Genomic DNA, 20564 nt, shown 5'->3' on the forward strand with positions numbered 1-20564 from the left:
AATACGTTATCACCACAGATTTCACAGATTATCACAGATCATAATTGCCAATAATCTGTGAAAATCCGTGTAATCTATGGTGAACTTAGAAACGATATCCTATTTCAAAAGCGACATCCAGAAAACCTTCCGAGTGATTCCATGAAGTACACCCCACTCTTCCGGTTCCTCCTATCAGGAAGTGCCCGTATTCCACTCCGATTCCATAGGCAAATCCTCCGGTAAACCGTTTGCCGAACAATGACTGGTTTTCAGTAACATATTCCACTCTATTATAATCTCCACTACTATCATAAGAACGCTTGCGAAATTCTTTCTTAACGTCTCCACTGATCCCCAAGTCAATATAAGGACCGAAACTGAATACCAGATTCAGATCATTTCCTATTCTATACTTCAGTGCAAACAGTAAAGGAATCTCCAGATAGAACGGATTGTAAGTACCACTCACCTGATCATAAGAAACGGATGAAGAGCCATCACCGTTATTTTCCGTATAATAATCATAGAAATCATACCCTTTCATTTTACGGGAAACCAACAAAAGTGAGGGTTGGAAAGCCCAGTGTTTCGACATCCGGATATCGGCCCCTACCCCTCCATAGATACTAAGACCGTCTTTCAGTTTCGATTCGGGTCCTTGCATAAACTTACCTGCTCCAATTCCGGCCTTCACGATCAACGAGAAGCGTTGCATCACTTGTGTACGCATTTGTATACGCATCGGGAGATCTACATATCCGCTGCGTTTACCTTTTGTCACCTGTAGTGAGTCGAAATAGACAGGTACTTCTTCCAGTACAAAAACTCCATTTTTATCGGTGACAGCCTGTTGGTTCGTACGTTTCAAGGTAACTACCGCCCCGTCTACCGGATAGTAATCTTCATCCACGATCTTCTCTACCACTTTTTGTTTTTGGGCCATAACGTCTGTCAGTGCCAGGCAGACCAATGCCAATGCTATATATCTTTTCATATCTTTTTATTTTTTACATTCAACATCCGATTATTCATATCCGCTTGATCAGAAACGGTAAGTAAGTCCCAAAGTAAGTGCCAGGTTATGTTCTTTCGCTTCAAAACCTTCATCATCCTGTCCCAAACACATACTCTTTCCAGAAACACCTACCAACCACTTCTTGTATTCCACACCTATGCCATAGGCAACACCAAAGCTGAAAGGATGTAACAAAGAATGTTTCCCGCCATAATAATCATATTCATACTCTTTGCTATAAATGTCATACTCTTCATCGGGTTTACCTGTTTCCGTAGCTTTTACTTTTCCTGCAAAGCCATACGAAAACACAGGTCCCACAGAAAAGGTCAGATTCATTTTACGGGCTACCGGATAACGAAGAATGAACAACATCGGCAAATCCAATGAAACCGGATTCCAAGTTTCCTGATATTTCACACCGTTTCTTTCGGCATTGAACTCTGCTCCACGGTTACAAATTTGCAGAGTAGGCTGGAAAGCCCATCGTTTTGACATGCGCACTTCAATACCCAAACCAAACTCATATCCCACCTTAAAATCGGAACCATATGTAGTGTACTTACTCATGCTGATCCCGGCATGTGCCACAAACGAAAGCTTCTTACGCTTTCCGGTGAGCTGTACCGGTACATTCAGGTCCACTTCCCGGGTCTCCATACCGATGGAAGTAACAATCACCTTTTTGACCGAAAGAGGAACTTCCTGCAAGAAGAACTTACCGTCGACATCGGTTATTGTGCTGATATTGGTCCCTTTGGCTGTGACTAATGCCCCCACAATGGGTTGCTGCTTTCTGTCAAATACTACTCCTTTTACATCGTGTGTCTGTACCTGGGCCATCACGGTGATTGCACAAATACAGGCAATCACTCCTATTATTATTCTTTTCATTTGTTTTCGTTCTTTAAATCTATATTTTATTCTGCAGGGATCTCAATGGTCCGGTAATTACTGTAACTAATCCCTACTCCATTTTTCGCATAAACACGGAAAGCATAAAGCGTCCCGGGACGCAATCCGGTAACGATTTCATCAAACGTCTGTCTATAATCATCAGTAAAAGGTACTTCTATCATCTGTTCATTCGTCACCACTCCCGTTTCCTGTGAATAAACGCCATAACTATAACCATAATTTGTAATAAGGAAATCATTTGTATAGAAAGAAGCATACAACTCTACCGCCGTACCATTATATTGATACAACGAAAAATTATTGATAACCGGTTCTGTACCCCGTTCGGTCGTGAACTCAGCCACCGGCCCATAGCCTGTCCCCTCCTCAGTAGTCACATAGGGGCGTATATAATAGTGGGTAGCAGGTAGCAGGTCCATCACCTCCACCTCAAAATTCGAGTAATTATACATCCGGGTTCCCCGTGCCAATGCCTTCTGATCGGTAATTTCCGGCAATTCTTTGACTGAACTATAACAAGCACCTTGCTCTATAATTCCGGCATCGGTTTTAAAACGTACTTCCGCAGATAAATAATAACTGTATCCTGTGAACTGGGTATCGTGTACAATCAGTTTTGGCAGACCAGAAAGGCGGAATGCTTTTACTTCACTAAAACGTTCTTTGTTTGAATTTTCGCCCAATACATGATCCAGCAACCCCGGGCGTCCGCTATAGCCATACTGATAATCGTTCATTGCACAATAATAAGTTTCGCCCAAAGTCAGCATATCCGGATCCAGAAAAGCATAAAAGGTATTTCCTGTATTATGACGGATATAGGCTTCCATAATCACTTCCTTCATTTCTTTATCTTTAGCAATCAGAAACCTGGGATAGTAATAATGACCTGCTTCCCCACCTGTCACTTTTCCTATCATGACAGCGTCTGCCCGATACAGTTCTTCTGTATTCACTCCCATAATATCAGATAGCAGATTTACGGAATCTTGTGAAAGCGTAGCCATATCACAAATGCGCTCCAGCGTCAATGTTGTCTTGGAAGTTTCCATGGCTCCCCAATAATCCCCCTTATTGTCACAGGAGGTGGCCAGCAATGCCATCAGGCAGAGCAAGCCCAGTAATCTTCTCTTGTTCATCTTTGTCTATTTATAGTGTTAATTGCCGGCAAAGTTACAATATTTATTATAAATATAACAAAAGAGAACATTTTGATTCCAAACAAATCCGAAGTACCTCTGTCCTCTCTTCCAGTAACATACAAGAAGACGTGACAAAACTACATATCCGAAAGAAGTATTACAAAGATACAGAGACAAACTGTTGTGAAGAAAGCATGATTCAGGTATGGATGGGATATTATGGGACTCAATATCCCGGCATCCTCCTGTAGGGAAAAGATCCGGCCATTCCCATTCTGTCCGCCATTATCAGACAGGACAAAAAGACCAATGGGTATGTATGATTTTCCACTGTTCAGACGAATCCAGTTTAAATACTTCCGTACAATGCATCCTGAATGTCCGGTCATCTCTATAAGCTTCATAATCATATGCCAGAACAGCGACATCGGATGACAGCAATACAGTGGGTTCTATCATTTTATACCTGTCAATCTCGACTTTTCCCCGAATGCTGTTATAATACTCTTCCAGAGCCTTTTTACCTTCCAGTTTGTTTTTGAAAGCGGGGTCGATATAGACAACATCATCAGATGACAGTTCTATAAACCCATCCGGGTTTCCACGATTCCATAACTTCAGAGCTTGTTCTTCCAAAGATAAAATAAAGGCCTTCAGGTCCTCGCTATTTGAAGCCATACTTGTACATCCAGTCATAAAAATACGGATTTATTTAAAACGTTTCATACTTGACAAACTCCGTCACCCACAGATTCTTATCGTTTCCAAATATAATAAATATCCGGAAATAGTCCAAATTCCCACTAATTTCCGCTTTTATTTTGTGATTATTTCCTTTCCTTTGCGACTAACCATACAAAAGTAATCCCGAAAAGAAGACAATGAACCCCACCAGTCCGCCGCAAGCCAACGAACCCGTAGAACAAGAGTTCCTCTCCGTAGTCAGGGAGTACGAGCGGGTGATTTACAAGGTGTGCTATCTTTATACCACCCAGCACGCCACACTCGGCGATCTTTATCAGGAAGTGATTCTCAATCTGTGGAAGGCTTATCCCAGATTCCGGAAAGAGTGCAAAGTCTCGACCTGGATTTACCGGATCGCACTGAACACTTGCATCAGCTTTATCCGCAAAGAGAAAAACATTCCGGAAATCGTGGCACTCACCCGCGAAGCCGACTGGCTGACGGAAGAAAAAGACGAACTGACGGAAATGCTCCGGCAACTGTACCGGATGATCAATCAACTGGGACAACTGGATAAGTCGATCATATTGCTTTATCTGGAAGAGAAAAGTTACGAGGAAATCTCGGAAATTACCGGACTGACAGTGACCAATGTAGCAACCAAGCTGAGCCGGATTAAAGACAAACTAAAAAAGATGAAAAAGGAGGAATAAGATATGGAACTGGATGATCTGAAGAAATCGTGGAACGCACTGGATGAACACCTCAAAGGCAAGGAGTTCATCAAGGAAGAAGAAATGAAACAATTGTTGGGACGCACCCGGAACAACATTAACAGCATAGAACGGTTCAACAGAAAGCTGCGTTTTGCCGCAATCGGCATACTGGCATTGGCAGTGATCTTCTGGATATGTGATGATGCACTTACGGACTTTTATTATTGGATCGCCCTCTTCCTGTGCATCCCGGCCCTTTGCTGGGATTTGTATTCCGCCCATTACCTGGGACGGACCCGGATAGATGAAATGCCTCTGGTCACAGTAATCTCCCGTATCAACCGATATCACAGATGGATGGTTCGCGAATGGATCATAGGCATACTCTACCTGCTTGTGATGGCTACCTTTTTCTCTTTCTACAAACAGGTCTGGCAATACGGTGCTGCAGGAATCATCAGCAGTCTGATCGTGTGGGCCGTCGGACTTGGAATCTGCCTGTCGGTGTATCGCCGGAACCTCAGACATATAAAAGAAATAAAGAAGAACCTAAACGAGTTAAAAGAATTAAATCATACAGCTTAACTTAAACCGTACTTTACAAATTCTCTCTAACTTTGAAGAGGCGTTCGCAAGTCCCCCCGAGACATATCCTACGCCTCTTTTTATTTATTCAACCCATAGCTAAGAAAATATGCTGCAACGAGTTTTAGGCTTTCTGATCGTAATCCTTGTATTGCCGGACATTTACATTTACCGGACATTTATCAAACAAATGACTCTAAGTCTTTTTTGGCGAATCCTTTACTTCTTCCCCACTCTTTTCCTGATGGCGGGAGTAGTATCGTTAGCTTTCTTTGCCAACTATGAATACGCCGAACAACATACGTTATGGATAGGACGCTTCGCCGTTGTCTTCTTCTTGTTTGCCTCTCCGAAACTGCTCTTTACGATCTGTTCCATCATCGGACGCCCGTTCAACCGATGGCTGCACTGGCCCCGGACTCCTTTTATAGCAACCGGACTGGTACTGGCCGTGCTCAACGCAGTCCTGATACTTTATGGTTCGATGGTGGGCAAAGACCGTTTTGAAGTAAAAGAGGTTACCTTCCGTTCTTCCCGCCTGCCCGAAGCTTTCAACGGATACCGCATTGTCCAGTTGTCGGACATACACATCGGGAGCTGGCAAGGAAATGCCAAGAGCCTGCAACAGATGGTGGACCTGGTTAACGCGCAAAAGCCGGACTTGATCGTATTCACCGGTGACCTGATAAACAACCGGGCCATAGAATTGGACGGATTTGAAGAGATACTCTCGCAACTACATGCCCGGGACGGCGTATACTCCATCCTGGGAAACCATGACTACGGCCCCTACTATCGATGGAAAAGTAAACGCGACCAGGTAAACAACCTGAACGACCTGAAGAAACGGCAAGCCGACATGGGCTGGGTGTTACTGAACAACGAGCACACTCTACTGCACCGCGGAAACGACAGCATCGCCCTGATCGGGGTAGAAAACGAAGGAGAACCTCCTTTCTCACAGCACGGTGACTTGCCCAAGGCACAGGCAGGAACAAACGGCCTGTTCAAGCTGTTATTAAGTCATAATCCTACACACTGGAGACGTGAAGTGTTGCCCGAATCGGACATCGACCTGATGCTGGCGGGACACACGCATGCCATGCAGCTGGCCATCGGACATCATTCACCTGCTTCCTGGATCTATCCGGAATGGGGAGGCATGTACAAAGAAGGCAACCGGGGACTATACGTAAACGTAGGGATGGGATTCGTCGGACTGCCTTTCCGTTTCGGGGCATGGCCGGAGATTACCGTGATTACACTGGATAAATGAAAAAATACTGGCAAATACTGAAAGGCTACAAAGCAAGTCTGCTGGCATGTCCGCTACTGGTACTCGTGTCTGTAATGTGCGAAACCATTCAGCCGATGTACATGGCGGATATTATAGACAACGGAGTGATGCAGCGGGATCTCTCCGTCATTACTGCCGTAGGCGGAAAGATGGTACTTATCTCCATTGTCGGACTGATATTCAGTATTGCCAATGTATATGTCTCTTCGCAAGCCTCCATCGGTTTCGGGACCGACCTGCGCACCAAGCTGTTCGGCAAGATACAACAACTCTCTTTTTTCGATATAGACCGGTTCAGTACGGCTTCACTGATCACCCGGCTGACAAGTGACATCAGCCGCATTCAGCAAGTTATCCAGGTATCGATGCGTCTGATGCTGCGCTCTCCGCTGATGCTCGTCATGGCAGTGTTCTTCGTGGTACGTATCAACCCGGAACTGGCAGGCATCCTGCTGGCTGCCATCCCGGTGTTGGGTTTCAGTGTATTCTTCATCCTGCGGAAAGGGTTCCCCTTCTTCTTGAAAGTGCAACAGAAAGTAGACCAACTGAACGAAGTGGTACGCGAAAACCTGATCAACATCCGGGTAGTGAAATCATTTGTGCGGGAGGACTTCGAAGCACGCAAGTTCAAGGACAAGAGCGAGAGCCTGCGCGACACGGTGATTCACGCTTCCAACATCATTGTCGCCATTTTTCCGGTGATGCAACTGGTGATGAACCTGTCGATCATCGCTATCCTTTGGATGGGTGGGCAGAAGGTGATGGCAGGAGAGTTGAAAGTGGGCGAACTGATATCATTTGTCAACTATCTGGCACAAGTACTGATGTCGTTGATGATGCTGTCCATGATTATCATGACTTATGCCCGTGCCTCAGCGTCATCGAAACGTATCCTGGAGGTATTGGATACACAGCCTTCACTGACCGATACGCCCGAAGGAATGCGGAGCACCCGGCAGATCGAAAAGGGAGAGATTCGCTTTGAGAAGGTCAGCTTCCGTTATGGCGGAGGCGAGACGGATGTGCTGCGGAACATAAGTTTCCACATCCGTCCGGGCGAGACGGTGGCTGTGGCAGGCGCTACCGGATCGGCTAAAAGTTCACTCGTACAACTGATCCCCCGCCTGTATGATGTCAGTTCCGGTGAAATACGGATTGACGGCATCCCCGTACAAGACTACAACCTGCACGAACTTCATGCCCGCATCGGCATGGTGTTGCAGAAAAACGAGCTCTTTACGGGAACCATTGCGGAAAACCTGCGGTGGGGAAAACCTGATGCCACACAGGAAGAACTCGAAGAGGCCGCACGTGCCGCCGAAGCCCATGAGTTCATCTGCTCGCTGCCTGCCGGATATGACACCCAGTTAGGACGGGGCGGAGTAAACCTTTCCGGCGGACAGAAGCAACGCATCTGCATCGCCAGGGCTTTGCTGCGTAAACCCAAGATATTGATACTGGATGACAGCACCAGTGCCGTAGACTCTGAAACAGAACTCCGCATCCGGAACAACCTGAATGCATGGCTGCACGATACCACGGTGCTTATCATCACGCAACGCATATATACCATGCAATCGGCCAACCGGGTCATTCTGCTGGACGACGGAGAGGTAGAATCCATCGGAACACCGGAAGAATTGCTGGAATGCTCGGAGATGTACCGGGAAATCTATCACTCACAACAAATCGTTATCTGACCATGGCACACGGAGATCATCTGAAATACAGCGGAAAGCCTAAGGCGGGAAAGAAAACTTTCCTCCGCCTGGTATCATACGTGGCCTGCGACCGACGGTTGCTGATCGTAATCGGTGTACTGATCGTTGTGAGCATCGCAGCCAATCTCACCGGATCGTACATGCTCCGACCGATTATCAATAACTACATCCTGCCGGGAGACTTCCACGGATTGGTACGCATCCTGCTGATACTGGCAGGCATTTACCTGACAGGGGTAGCGGCTACTTACATCGAATATATTCTGCTGAATAAGATCGGGCAACGCACCGTAACCCGGATACGCGAAGAACTGTTCGGAAAGATGGAACGCTTGCCTGTCAAATACTTCGATACCCATCAGCACGGAGATGTCATGAGCCGGTACACCAATGATATAGACCGTATCAGCGACGCACTGACCGACAGCCTGTCCGACATGTTGTCGAGCGCACTGACAGTTGCGGGCATTTTCTGTCTGATGCTCTTCATCAGTCCGATACTGACAGCGGTAACACTGATTACCGTCCCCCTGATGTTCCTCAGCGCCAAAGGAATCGTAAAACGAAGCCGGAAATACTTCAAAGCACAACAGGAGTCATTGGGGATGATGAACGGCTATGTGGAAGAAATGATCAGCGGACAGAAAGTGGTGAAGGTCTTCGGACACGAACAAAAAGTGGAAACGGATTTCGGGATACTGAACCAAAGCCTGAAGGAGAAATCGCTGAAGGCACAATTCTACTCGGGGCTGATGATGCCGGTCATGCAAAACCTGAATACGCTGAACTATGTGATCATCACCATCGTGGGAGCCTTACTGGCCATCTTCCGCGGGTTCGACGTGGGCGGACTGGCGGCTTTCCTGCAATATTCCCGGCAATTCGGACGCCCCATCAATGAACTGGCGAGCCTCTACAACAGCATACAGGCAGCCATTGCCGGAGCCGAACGCATCTTCGAGATCATAGACGAAGCACCGGAGCAGAAGGATGCGCCGGATGCCATCACACTCGAAAAAACAAAAGGAGATGTAGCCTTGAAGAATGTATATTTCGGCTACCGTCCGGAAAAAACCATCCTGAAAGGAGTATCCCTGCATGCGGCTGCCGGAAAGAAGATAGCTTTGGTGGGCGCTACCGGAGCAGGAAAGACAACCATACTGAACCTGCTGCCGCGCTTCTTTGACATTCAGTCCGGAGAGATCACCATCGACAATCATCCCATCGACCGTATCAGGCGTGACAGCCTTCGCCGGTCGATGGCCATTGTATTGCAGGATACACATCTTTTCACGGGTACGGTACGGGAGAACATCCGTTTCGGCCGCCTCAACGCGACCGATGAAGAGGTAGTGGCGGCTGCACGGCTGACAGCGGCCCATTCATTCATCAAACGTTTGCCACAGGGCTACGACACGCTACTCGAAAATGACGGGGCAAACCTGAGTCAGGGACAACGGCAGCTACTGAACATCGCCCGCGCGGCAGTGGCCGATCCGGCTATCCTGCTGCTGGACGAGGCGACAAGCAACATCGATACACGCAGTGAAATACTGATTCAAAAAGGACTGGACCAATTGATGCAAGGACGCACCAGCCTGATTATTGCTCACCGCCTGTCTACCATCCGCAATGCTGATACGATTCTGGTGCTGGAACACGGGGAGATTATCGAGCAAGGCAGCCATCAGGAGTTACTCGCACTGAAAGGAAAATACTACTCGCTGAACGAAGAGCAGTTCAAGTAAAGTATCCGCCACAAAGGAGGATACGGAGGAGAACCGGGTTCGATATCCGGGACAGGGGGAATATCATAAAGAAAGGAATCACGACAGATAGGAATACATTAAGAAAGGAAATAAGCTGTTTTACAAACAGACTCTCTTAAAAAAACGGCAAATTAGGGGAAGAAAAGCCGGAAAACCGGTCTTACGGAGGTGAAGAGCCGGGGTTGAAGAGATGAAGAGCCGGGATTTTCGGCAAAAGCAGTAAGCATTTCCCGGAAAAGAAGTAAGCATTCGGTCCGAAAGAAGTAAGCATTTTCGGAATATGCTTACTTCTTTTTCAAATATCTCCTATTGTTTTTGTTCATTACATCTGTTGTTAGCATTTTTTTAGCTTATCGGACCTGTTTTTTCTCCAGTTATGAGTCCTTACAAGAGTTTACCCGAACAATAAAAAGACACGGTTTTTCCTTTCTTACGTACGTTACGGAAGAGATTGCGGAGCCTCACTTACATTCTACCGGCAAACACGAAAATTCTCTTTCCATCCGGTAATCAGAAAAGCTAAAATAAGGCGTTTTTTCCATTCAGCCCGCCGTCCGCCCCGAAAAAACGCAGCCTGACGATTTCCAATTATCAATTTGTCAAAGTGATAGCACTCTTCCCATTCGCCGCACGATGGAGTTGTACCTGTACGGCAATGCGCTCACTCATCTCCTGCACATGCGAGATAACTCCAATCTTCCGTCCTTGCATCTGCAACTGCTCGAGAGCTTCCATCACAGTGCGTAAACTATCGGCATCGAGCGAACCGAATCCTTCGTCGATGAAAAGTGACTCCACTCTCAGGTTATTGCTCGAAAGAGACGACAGCCCGAGGGCCAGCGCCAGGGAGATAAGAAAAGATTCTCCGCCGGAAAGAGAGTAGACGGTACGCACCTCGTCACACATATCGCAGTCGATCACTTGCAGGGCGAGTGTTCCCGGCACCTGCTGCAAACGGTAACGTTTCGAGAGATAAGACAGATGTTTGTTGGCATGCATCAGCAACAGATTCAACGTATAGCTTTGCGCAATCACCTTAAATTTTGTCCCGTCCGCACTGCCTATCAGCTTATTGAGTTTTCCCCATCGGTTGGCTGTCTCCTGTTTTTCGGTCAGTTCCTGTTCCAGTTGCTTCAACTTCTTCTGGTTTTGCTCCTGTTGCAAAAGACGTGCCTCTACGGTGGACAGACGACGTTCCGTCTCCTGATTGGTTGCTTGCTGGCGGGCGATCGTCTCCGGCAGATGTTCCGGATCGGCTATCTGTTCTTTCCGAAGCATCAGTTCGTCGATGGAACTGTTCAGTTGCCTGATCTCTCCCTGTATGCCGGAAATACGCGACTGGACTTCTTCTCCCTCCTTGCGCACCTGTTCCAGGGAGTCGTTTAATTGTTTCTCTTTTTTCCGAATAGCGGCTTCCGCATCCTCGACAGATTTGCCTTTCAACAGAGGAGCCCGTTCCTGACGGAGAGTTATCAACCGCTCACTGACCACCCGGAACTGTTCCCGAGCAGTCATCTCCGCCGTTTTCAGTAACGTAAATTGCTCTTTAGCAGCCAGAACTTGCTGCATCAACAGATGGCAGCGGGCTACACCTTCACGCAAAGCCTCACAAGCCGAGCGAAGTGTCCTGATCCGCTCCTCGTGCTGTTGCCATTCCTTATGGAGTTGCTGGTATTGGCGCATTTTCTCTGCGAGCAGATTTAGCTTCCCCTGTACGGTATGCAGTTGTTTCTCAAAATAGTCCGGATTCTGCTCTTCTTCCGACGAAGGACGTTTCTGTTCAACCTCCTGGAGCAACGCCTGCAACTGTACGGTTATCTGTCCGGACAGTTCCGTCTGATGGAGCAAATCCTGTTTCAAGGCGATATTCCAGTTATTTAGTTGCTGATACTCACCAGATGCGGTTTGATACTCCAATTCGATGTTATGATACAGGGTATGGACTACCTGCTCCTCGTTTCTATAAGGATGACCAATGCTCCCACATACCGGACACGGTTCATTCTCACGCAAATTCTGCCGCAATGTCCGAACGTCCTTTCCCATCGCGATACGGGCATTCTCAAAAAGGCGTTGCAGCACTTTCAGTTCAGTCTCCTTCTCCGCCAACCGGGTGGTCAGAGCGGCCATTTCTTTCCGCATCTGTTCTTGTTTGTGCACCACCTCTTCCTGCTGTACTTTCAGACGTTCGGCTTCTGTCCTCGCCTTTCCCCATTCCAACATTTGCTGGCGGGCATTCTGCAAACGGGTTTGTTCCTGTATCCATCGGGCTTGCTCGTCGGTCACCGCTTCAACCCCAAAAGCGTTCAGACGGTTCACACGCTCTTCGTTCTCTTTCTGAAGAATGGCAAGGTGGTCTTCCTGCTCTTTCAGCCTATTCCGAACAGATTCAAGAAACAGCCCCATCTCTTCCGTAACCGGTAGATCGATCTCTCCCGTCAGGTTCTTCAACGCATGGCAGGAAGTATGCAGAGTTCCCTGCACAGATTGCAATTTATCGGCTTGTGCAGTCGCTGCCTTTTCAGCACCTTGCAGTATCTCCTCCGCCTGCTTAGATTGGCTGACCAGTGATTGGATCTGAACATCCAGTTCACGTGCCCGGCTAAGATCGGGTTGCACGGCTTCGCACTGTTCCCTGAAGTGAATAAGATAGTCGGACTGGCGTGTGTGTTCTTCCCGGAGCTTCTTACTTTTTTCTTCATCCAGCCGCATGTCCTGCACTTTCTTATCACGCTGCTCCTGTTGCAACTTCAAAGTATGCAGCACCGATAGTTGCGCATTCAATTCTACCAAGGTTTTACTTCCCTGTTCACGAAGGTTGGTCAGACTCTCTTTTTCGGTCCGTAGAAGAGTGATTTCCTCTTCGGAAAGCAGTTCGATCAGGGCGGCATTGCTTTTCAGCTGATTCAGTTCTGCATCGGCTGTTTTGCTACGCAGATAGATTTCACTGGAAATACGGGAGTATATCTCCGTTCCGGTCAGCTTCTCGAGCAACTCGGCTTTGGCAGACTCACGGGATTTCAAGAAAGTAGCGAAGTCATTCTGGGCAAGCAGCACCGTACGGGTAAACTGTTCGTAAGTCAAACCGACCAAAGTCACCAATTGTGCCAACAACTCTTTCCTCGTTCCCTGCAGTTCCTGATTGGCAGTCAGATCGGTCACTTGTATCGTCTGCGACCGCAGAGAACCGTTAGCCCGGCTTCCTGTCCGGCGTACCGACCAACGAGAACGATAACAGTGTCCGGACGCTCCTAAAAAATCAACCTCGGCAAATCCCTCTCCCGTCCCTCTCCGAAGGATATTCTTCACATCGGCCTGATTCACCCGACTTTCACCGATATCTGACATATAAAGACTCTCGACCGAAGCGGAAAAGCGAGGTGTCTTATCATACAGTGCCAAACAGAGTGCATCCAGTATTGTCGATTTTCCGGCTCCCGTAGGACCGGATATCGCAAAAATCCCGGCAGAACGTAAAGGCTCGGCTTGGAAATCAATTTCAAAGGTTCCTTCTATGGAAGCCAGGTTCTTTAATCGTATGGTTAGTATCTTCATGGTTATTCGGTTTGCTTTCACCACAGATTACACGGATTAACACAGATCAATAGATGATCTCGTTGATAGTAAAGATTAAAAGATCTGTGTGAATCCTAATGGTGATCTGTGTAATCTCTGGTAATCTGTGGTGAATTCCTATTTGATTCATTCTAAATTGATTGTCCGGCAAGCCTCCTGAAACAGTTTTACCAGTTCTTCCGGCATCTCCGCCTGGTAACTGTTCTCAAAGGTTGCTTTCACAATCTGTAAGGGATTCATCTCCTGCAATCCGGCAGCCAGTACTTCTTCTTCCACGCTCCCCTCTGCCGCCTGCCTGTAAGAAGAAACAATACGGGCCAGCCGGACCGGCTTGCCTTCCAGTATTTCTTCTATTTGCTGCCGCAACATCGGCTCCGGTTCACTTAGTTTCACCTTGACTTCCAGATAGGGCTTCGGTCCATTCTCCGGAAGTTCCAGTCTGCACAATTCATCCAGTACCTCGTCCGGAGCCGCTGGCTCTTTGGCGGGTATACTCAGCAAACGTACCAAAGGTGTATATTCAAGTTTCTCTATTTCGACTGCCCACCCTTCATCCAGAATCACTTTTACTACTCCGTGGTGATAATGCTTCTCGGCAAACGACATAGGTAAGGGACTGCCGGCATAACGGATATTCTCCCTTCCCGATACGCGCTGAGCCTTATGGATATGCCCTAAAGCCGTATAAACAATTTGTTCGGGAAAAGACTCGGGCGATACACTCTCCAGACCACCGATGATGATGCGCTCACTATGATCTTTTTCGGCAATCTCCGAACCGGTTGCCAGCAGGTGTCCGACAGCCACCAATGCCTGCCCGTCCGTCCGCTTCTTCAAAGCATATTCCACCAAACGGGCATACAGTTCCTTTACTCCTTCCGCATACGGATTGCCTTCAGTCTCCACCACCGGATAATCTCCCTGCCGCAAGAAAGGTACTGCCAGGCAAAGAGCTTCTACCCTCCCCGATTCATTCTTCAGTTCTACCAGTAAATGACTGTAATCTATCTCTCCGTCCTGCTTACGGACAATCCCCTTAATCTCTGTCCTCATCTCCTGCAACAACGGCAGAGGTGACTCCAACCGGGCAGCCGAATCATGGTTTCCGGCTACAATGACCAACTGCAATCCCAGGTTCTCGGTTGTCACCCGGTGAATGAAACGATAGAACATTCGCTGCGAGGCGGCAGACGGATTGGAAACATCGAAAACGTCTCCGGCAACAATCAGTACATCAATTTTGTTCTTAGTCAGGACACCGGCCAGCCAGTCCAGAAAGTGTTCATGTTCCTGTGTCCGGTCATATCCGAAAAAGGTTTGTCCCAAATGCCAATCGGCTGTATGTAGTATACGTATCATGCTATTGAAATTTGAAACAAAGTTAGCAATTATTCAGGACAGCAATATTATTTTGTTTATTTTTGCACAAGCTAAAATCAAAATCATTATGAAGATACTATACTATATTTATCAAATCTGCATTGCATTGCCCATTTTGTTAGTATTGACTATCCTCACGGCGATTGTCACCATCATTGGTTCATTATTGGGAGGTGCCCACATCTGGGGATATTATCCGGGGAAAATCTGGTCACAGTTGATCTGCCTTTTCCTGTTGATTCCGGTAAAAGTGCGTGGACGCGAAAAGCTACATGGAAGGACCTCTTACATCTTCGTACCCAATCATCAAGGCTCGTTCGACATCTTCCTCATTTACGGCTTTTTAGGACGTAACTTTAAATGGATGATGAAGAAAAGTCTACGTAAAATACCTTTTGTAGGAAAAGCATGCGAAAGTGCCGGACATATTTTCGTAGACCGGTCGGGTCCGAAGAAGGTACTTGAAACCATTCGCCAGGCCAAAGACTCTCTGAAGGACGGTGTGTCATTAGTGGTCTTCCCGGAAGGGGCACGGTCTTTCACCGGGCATATGGGATATTTTAAGAAAGGAGCTTTTCAACTGGCGGACGACCTCCAACTTGCCGTAGTTCCTGTGACCATAGACGGATCTTTTGAAATCCTGCCACGAACCGGCAAATGGATTCACCGCCACCGCATGATTCTGACCATACATGACCCTATCCCCCCCAAAGGTCAGGGAGCGGATAACATTAAAGCTACCATGGCAGAAGCCTATACTGCTGTAGAAAGTGCACTCCCCGATAAATTCAAAGGGATGGTGAAGAATGAAGACCAGGACTTATAAACGGTTTTGAACGATGAACAGGATTCACCACAGAGAGCACAGAGTAACACAAAGTTTTTGTATCTTTAAGCAGGGATATTCAGTAAATGTCCCTGCTTAAAGATACAAAAAAGGCAACTAACTCGCAATGAATCAGTTGCCTTTAATTTTCTTATTTTAGGAATATCCCCAATCAATAACTTCATTTCTTCTCTGTGTTGCTCTGTGCCCTCTGTGGTGGAAAGAGTATTTGTTCATCGTTTCCCCACTCTCTTCTTCAGCACAAATACCGGAAGGAAGAAGAAGATTCCGATGATTGACATGACTAACCCACCGATGGTTCCTGCGGCCAATGGAAACCAGAACGCTTCCTTATCTGTACCTACCATGAAAGGAATAAAGCCAAGGATCGTAGAGACAACTGTCAGGAAGATAGGAATGATCTTCGCATTCCAAGCCTTGGTATAGGCCCTCAAGGCCGACATTCGGGGAGAACGTCTACGAATGGCGTTATACTCGTTAAGAATATAGATACTGGCGTTCACCGTAATACCACACAATAAAACAAACGAAGCAAAACCTCCCTGGTCAAAGTTCAGCTTAAACCAATAGAACGTCAGGAATACACCGATATATGACACCGGAATAATAAATATGATAGCCAAAGGCTGTTTCAATGAATTAAACAAGATACTTGTCGTGAAAAAGATAATGGCAATCACTACCAGCAAAAGCAGATATTGCTTATTATCTTTCTTTCCCCATCCCCAGCTATCCCGCTCCGATTGAGCCGTATACCCCATCGGGAGTTCTTTGTTAAACTCCTCCAGGTCACGTTTCAGAATTTTATTTCCTTGTTCCCCCGAACCGATATATTCGTATTGCAGGCACAACCTGTATTGCTGATTCTCTTTGGCAACCTGTTGCGGCATTTGTCCCTTTTCCATAGTAGCCAGTTCAGACAGTTTATACTGTTTGTCATCCGTTCCGTACGGAAAATATTGCATGGCCCAAATGTCATACTCCTGAGACTGTTTGGAGGAAAGCTTTATTTTTTCCGAACCATTATCCGCCACTACCGATCCGATCTCCATATTCTTACCATAAATAGGGCGGATCGTAGAGAACAGAATATTGGCATTGATGTTCTCCTGTGCCATACGTTCCCGGTTGAGGTCAAAGTAGAACTCTTGATAATCGTCTTTCCAATAAGAGAAATAAGAGTTTATTATAACTTCCTTGATCCGTCGGTGAGTCAGCAATTTGGCTTTCAACTTCTCAGCCCATTCATACAATTCATCGTAATTGTATCCATACATCTTCACCTGGAAAGAACCGGCTCCCTCACGCACATCATTACTGAACCCCTGATCCTGCAAACCGTATACCCCCCAACTGCCTCCACCCAATTGCAAGGCTTTGCTGATAATATTTGCTTTCAGTGTATAGGGGAAACCGCTATTCTGATGCTCTTTGGTAAAATAGACATTAATATTACCACGACGGGCACTGTACACCGAAGTCTGGAACTGTTTGATTTCCTTAAACTGACTCAGATAAATCTCCATCTTTTTAATCAGTTCATTCATCTGCTCCAACGTACTGCCGTTCGGAAGATTGGCATGAACATACAATACCACTTCTTCGTTCCGGGTGAAATAACTGCCTTCGTATACCTTCTGGATAAACAGGCGCAAACTGCCTCCCAGTGCTTTGTCCACAACCGGTTTCACTTTTTCTTTGTAAGTAGATGATCCTAAGGTCTTGTTATACCACTCCACGGCACGCCCTTCACCTTCCATCTTTTCCGGCAGCATAAATACCGGAAGTCCGAACAACAGTACCAACAAGATGCAGACAACCACACGCCAACGGCATAATTTACGTATCATCCAGCCATAGAAACGGGTAAAGTAAACTGTTATTCTCCGCGGAAGAGAAGCACGAAGAAGGAAGAAACGGGATTTGGTCTGACGGCGCTTTCTCTTTCTTAACCCGATCTTTTCGATCAGAGCCGGTACGAAGAAAAGAGCTACGAACAGAGATACAGCCAGATTGATAATCACTACGGCTGCAAAATCTTGCAGATTCAACCGTATCTTCTCGTCAAGGAAGAAAATGATGACCAAAGCTCCCATTGTAGTCAGGGTCGCAGCCAGAATGGACATAAAGGCTTTCAGGTTACGCCGGTGCAGGATATGGTCGGTCATCACAATCGTATTGTCTATCACCAGATTGAGCGAAACCGTAATACCGGCGAGTGAGTAGAGCTGCATTTCCAGTCCGAAAAGGTAATAGAAAATCACTGCTACGGCTATATTGATACTCAGACTGACCACGATCAAAAACAAATAGCGTGGATTCAACGTGATAAGCAGCACAAAAAACAGCAGAATCAGGACCGTAAGCCCGGTACGCAAATAAATCTTATTCAGCTCTTCGTGAATAAATTCCGTAGCATCGTAGCTTGTGTGGATCTCATATCCGGCTGGCAACACTTTCTGTATCGCCTCCATCTCTTCTTTAACCTGTGTACTCAGTTGCAACTGGTTGGCAGTTTCCTCGGCTGTAATCGACAAATAAATGGAGTTAAGTCCGTTGATACGATAATAGCTCTGAGGAGCTTCCTCCATGTGGCTCACCGTTACAAGCTCGTTCAGACTGATCAATTTTCCTTCTGTACTTTTCACCCGGATACGGGAAGCATCGAATCCTTCCTCTTTATACTCGGGCATCAGGGCCAGCCGGATCCACTCTTTACCACCTGAAGCCGACTCGATATTATAAGTTCCCAGAAACTCTTTTTGATAATAGCGGGCAACAGCCTGCTGAATATCGCTCAAAGAAATACCCAATCGTCTCAGTTGTTCGCTATCATACTCCAACACCCACTCCATGGGTGTGGCTCCGCTCAAGTCTATCTTATAGATACCCTGAATCTGTGCCAGCCTCGTCTTGATATGTTCATCGGCATATTGCTGAATCAAGATGGGAGTAGAAGGAGCATTAAGTGTAAACGACATAAAAGGACGTGAGGCATTATCGTCCGGACGCTTCATCCTGATATAGGGATAGCTCACTCCGTCGGGAAGCTGAGGCCAGGTCTGCCGGATAATGGTTGATGCCTCAAAACGTACCGCATCTATATCCGCATACTTGTCCAATTCAATGGTAATGCTCCCCGAACCGTTATCGGAGGTAGAATAGATGTTCTTTATACCTTTAATACGTGCCAACATGGCCTCCAGTTTACTGGTTGCCTCTATCTCCACTACCCTCGACGAAGTGCCGGGCATACTGAACTGTACCGTAAAACCCGGTAAAGTTCTTGAAGGATTCAGTTTTACGGGGAGCAGGGGAATCAAGGCCAAACCAATCAACGCCACGCATATAAAGGCGACAATCAGCGTGAAAGAAGAGGCTTTCGTCTGCGCTTTTATTTTAGAAGGATTATCCATCGTTTCAATGTTAGGTAGCACTATCTCACCAATTGTCCCCCCGCATAGTCAAACTTTTCAGTCAGCGGGATTCCGGTAGCAAAGTCATGCAACGTCAGTTTACGTATCTTATAATAGTTCAGCCAATAGTTCTGTAAAGCGGAAATATAGTTCTGCTGTGCTTCCTGCTGACGGTTCAGGGACAGAGTCAGACTGTTGATGTCCGCTTTCCCGATGATAAACCGCTGGCGGGTTTCGTTATAAGCCAGAATGGAAAGATCAAGTGCTTCTTCGGCACTGGTTATCAGGTTTTGCTGGATATTGAAATCGTTTACAGTCATAATCACTTCTTCATCCAGACTGATTTCATCCTGACGGGCAGAAGTCTTCACCACATTCAGGTTATTGCGGGCCATGTTATACTTACCCTTTCTTACCCCCCAGTCCACCAATGGAATGCTGACACTGACCGACACCAAATCCTGCTGCATGGGTTTATGGTACACATCCCCAAAGTTATCAGCTACCTGGTTGAAACCGATACTGGCGTTCACACTCGCATTAAAACGTGATTCTTTTTTGGTTTTATCCACATTGCGTTCGGCTTCAAGTACATTCTGCTTCAATCCCAGTAGCTGAGGATTGTTTTCATGTGCCATCTGCAAAGCCTTATCCACAGGTATCACCAATTCCTGCGGACGTACGGGCAAATCGATATCAATAACCGTATTCTTATCCAAATTCAGGAAAGAAACCAAAGAAAACATAGCACGTTTCAAGGCACTCGCTTTATTTTGCAATGTATTGCGTGCATTTACCACATCCAGTTTCAATGTCAACAGGTCCGCCTTCGAAATGGCTGCTATCTTCTGACGCTGTACTCCAATGCTGTATAACGTATCCGACGACACCATATTCTCTTTGGCCAGATTATATTCAGCCTGCGCCATTGCCAGGTTAAAGAAATAGGTAGTAGCCTGCACGGATACAGCCTCCACATTATATACAAACTCCTTCTTTACTTTCTCGTATTTAAGGGGTTCTATTTTTCTTTCCCACTTGAACGAATTATATCCTACCAGACTTTGTGAATATCCCAGTCGGATGGGCACACTGGTAAACTGTGTCGACTTACTTCCGCCAAAACTGCGCATATATCCCAATTGAGATTGCAGATAGAAAGTACCACCCGTCAAGTCGAAATTCTGCTGGATAGCCAGATTACCGGAAGCATAAAACGACTGTTGACTACGATAAACATCCAAGTCATTTTCCGAATCGTATCGCTTGGTAATATCCCGGTTATATTCGGCGGGAGTCATATTCAAAGTAAGGCTCGGCAGACGGTTGGCCTTGTAAGTCCGGTACTCCCAGTAACCGGAAAGATACATATTCTGTGTGCGGAATGCTTCCAGTGAACTATCATTGGCCAATTGTATCGTTTTCTGCAAATCAAGTTTTATATGATCCTGAGACTTCGCTACAGAAACTCCAAGCAGCAAAGTTGCCATTACTATATAATATCTTTTCTTCATAT

Annotated in this window: 14 protein-coding genes; 6 read left to right on the forward strand and 8 right to left on the reverse strand. The window is 46.6% G+C overall.

Features of this window, described 5'->3' with window-relative positions; all coding sequences use genetic code 11:
- Positions 1-85: 85 nt before the first annotated feature.
- The 4 genes from KO473_RS17335 to KO473_RS17350 form a co-directional block, all read right to left on the reverse strand.
- A complete protein-coding gene (locus KO473_RS17335) occupies positions 86-976 on the reverse strand; it encodes a porin family protein (RefSeq protein WP_005823403.1) in 891 nt (296 codons plus the stop codon).
- 48 nt (positions 977-1024) lie between these two features.
- The gene (locus KO473_RS17340) at positions 1025-1891 is read right to left on the reverse strand and encodes a porin family protein (protein ID WP_005823404.1); all 867 of its coding nucleotides are present in this window, start codon (positions 1889-1891) and stop codon (positions 1025-1027) included.
- Positions 1892-1917: 26 nt separating this feature from the next.
- Entirely contained in the window at positions 1918-3054 is a 1137-nt protein-coding gene (locus KO473_RS17345; RefSeq protein ID WP_005807380.1) for a fibronectin type III domain-containing protein, read from the reverse strand.
- 291 nt (positions 3055-3345) lie between these two features.
- Positions 3346-3753 carry a DUF4440 domain-containing protein gene (locus tag KO473_RS17350; protein ID WP_005823405.1) on the reverse strand — a complete coding sequence of 136 codons (408 nt, stop codon included), beginning with the start codon at positions 3751-3753 and terminating at the stop codon, positions 3346-3348.
- A 185-nt stretch (positions 3754-3938) separates the two neighbouring features.
- Between KO473_RS17350 and KO473_RS17355 the strand changes: the two genes are divergently transcribed.
- The 5 genes from KO473_RS17355 to KO473_RS17375 all read left to right on the forward strand — a co-directional run bounded on the left by KO473_RS17355 (position 3939) and on the right by KO473_RS17375 (position 9808).
- The gene (locus KO473_RS17355) at positions 3939-4454 is read left to right on the forward strand and encodes an RNA polymerase sigma factor (protein WP_005780219.1); all 516 of its coding nucleotides are present in this window, start codon (positions 3939-3941) and stop codon (positions 4452-4454) included.
- Positions 4455-4457: 3 nt separating this feature from the next.
- Entirely contained in the window at positions 4458-5042 is a 585-nt protein-coding gene (locus KO473_RS17360; RefSeq protein ID WP_005823406.1) for a hypothetical protein, read from the forward strand.
- 109 nt (positions 5043-5151) lie between these two features.
- Positions 5152-6318: a metallophosphoesterase gene (locus KO473_RS17365; RefSeq protein ID WP_005823407.1), complete on the forward strand. Its 1167-nt coding sequence runs from the start codon at positions 5152-5154 to the stop codon at positions 6316-6318.
- Positions 6315-8039, forward strand: coding sequence for an ABC transporter ATP-binding protein (locus tag KO473_RS17370; protein WP_122130645.1), 1725 nt, complete (start codon positions 6315-6317; stop codon positions 8037-8039). Before KO473_RS17365 ends, KO473_RS17370 begins: the two co-directional genes overlap by 4 nt.
- Positions 8040-8041: 2 nt before the next feature.
- Positions 8042-9808, forward strand: coding sequence for an ABC transporter ATP-binding protein (locus KO473_RS17375; protein ID WP_122130652.1), 1767 nt, complete (start codon positions 8042-8044; stop codon positions 9806-9808).
- Positions 9809-10420: 612 nt separating this feature from the next.
- Here KO473_RS17375 and KO473_RS17380 read toward each other — a convergent pair.
- On the reverse strand, positions 10421-13384 hold the full coding sequence (locus KO473_RS17380; protein WP_122130644.1) for an AAA family ATPase: 2964 nt from the start codon (positions 13382-13384) through the stop codon (positions 10421-10423).
- Between the two features lie 147 nt (positions 13385-13531).
- Positions 13532-14764 (reverse strand): exonuclease SbcCD subunit D C-terminal domain-containing protein, encoded by a 1233-nt coding sequence (locus KO473_RS17385; protein ID WP_122130643.1) that lies wholly within the window; start codon positions 14762-14764, stop codon positions 13532-13534.
- Positions 14765-14852: 88 nt separating this feature from the next.
- Here KO473_RS17385 and KO473_RS17390 point away from each other — a divergent pair, with 88 nt between their 5' ends.
- Complete coding sequence (locus KO473_RS17390) at positions 14853-15611, forward strand: 1-acyl-sn-glycerol-3-phosphate acyltransferase (protein WP_005780232.1); 759 nt, start codon at positions 14853-14855, stop codon at positions 15609-15611.
- A 233-nt stretch (positions 15612-15844) separates the two neighbouring features.
- Here KO473_RS17390 and KO473_RS17395 read toward each other — a convergent pair whose 3' ends face one another.
- Together KO473_RS17395 and KO473_RS17400 are read right to left on the reverse strand one after the other, a co-directional pair.
- Positions 15845-19048 (reverse strand): efflux RND transporter permease subunit, encoded by a 3204-nt coding sequence (locus tag KO473_RS17395; RefSeq protein ID WP_005823413.1) that lies wholly within the window; start codon positions 19046-19048, stop codon positions 15845-15847.
- Positions 19049-19068: 20 nt separating this feature from the next.
- On the reverse strand, positions 19069-20562 hold the full coding sequence (locus KO473_RS17400; RefSeq protein WP_005780236.1) for a TolC family protein: 1494 nt from the start codon (positions 20560-20562) through the stop codon (positions 19069-19071).
- Between the last annotated feature and the right edge of the window lie 2 nt (positions 20563-20564).

Source organism: Bacteroides sp. HF-4919 (genome assembly GCF_018860125.1).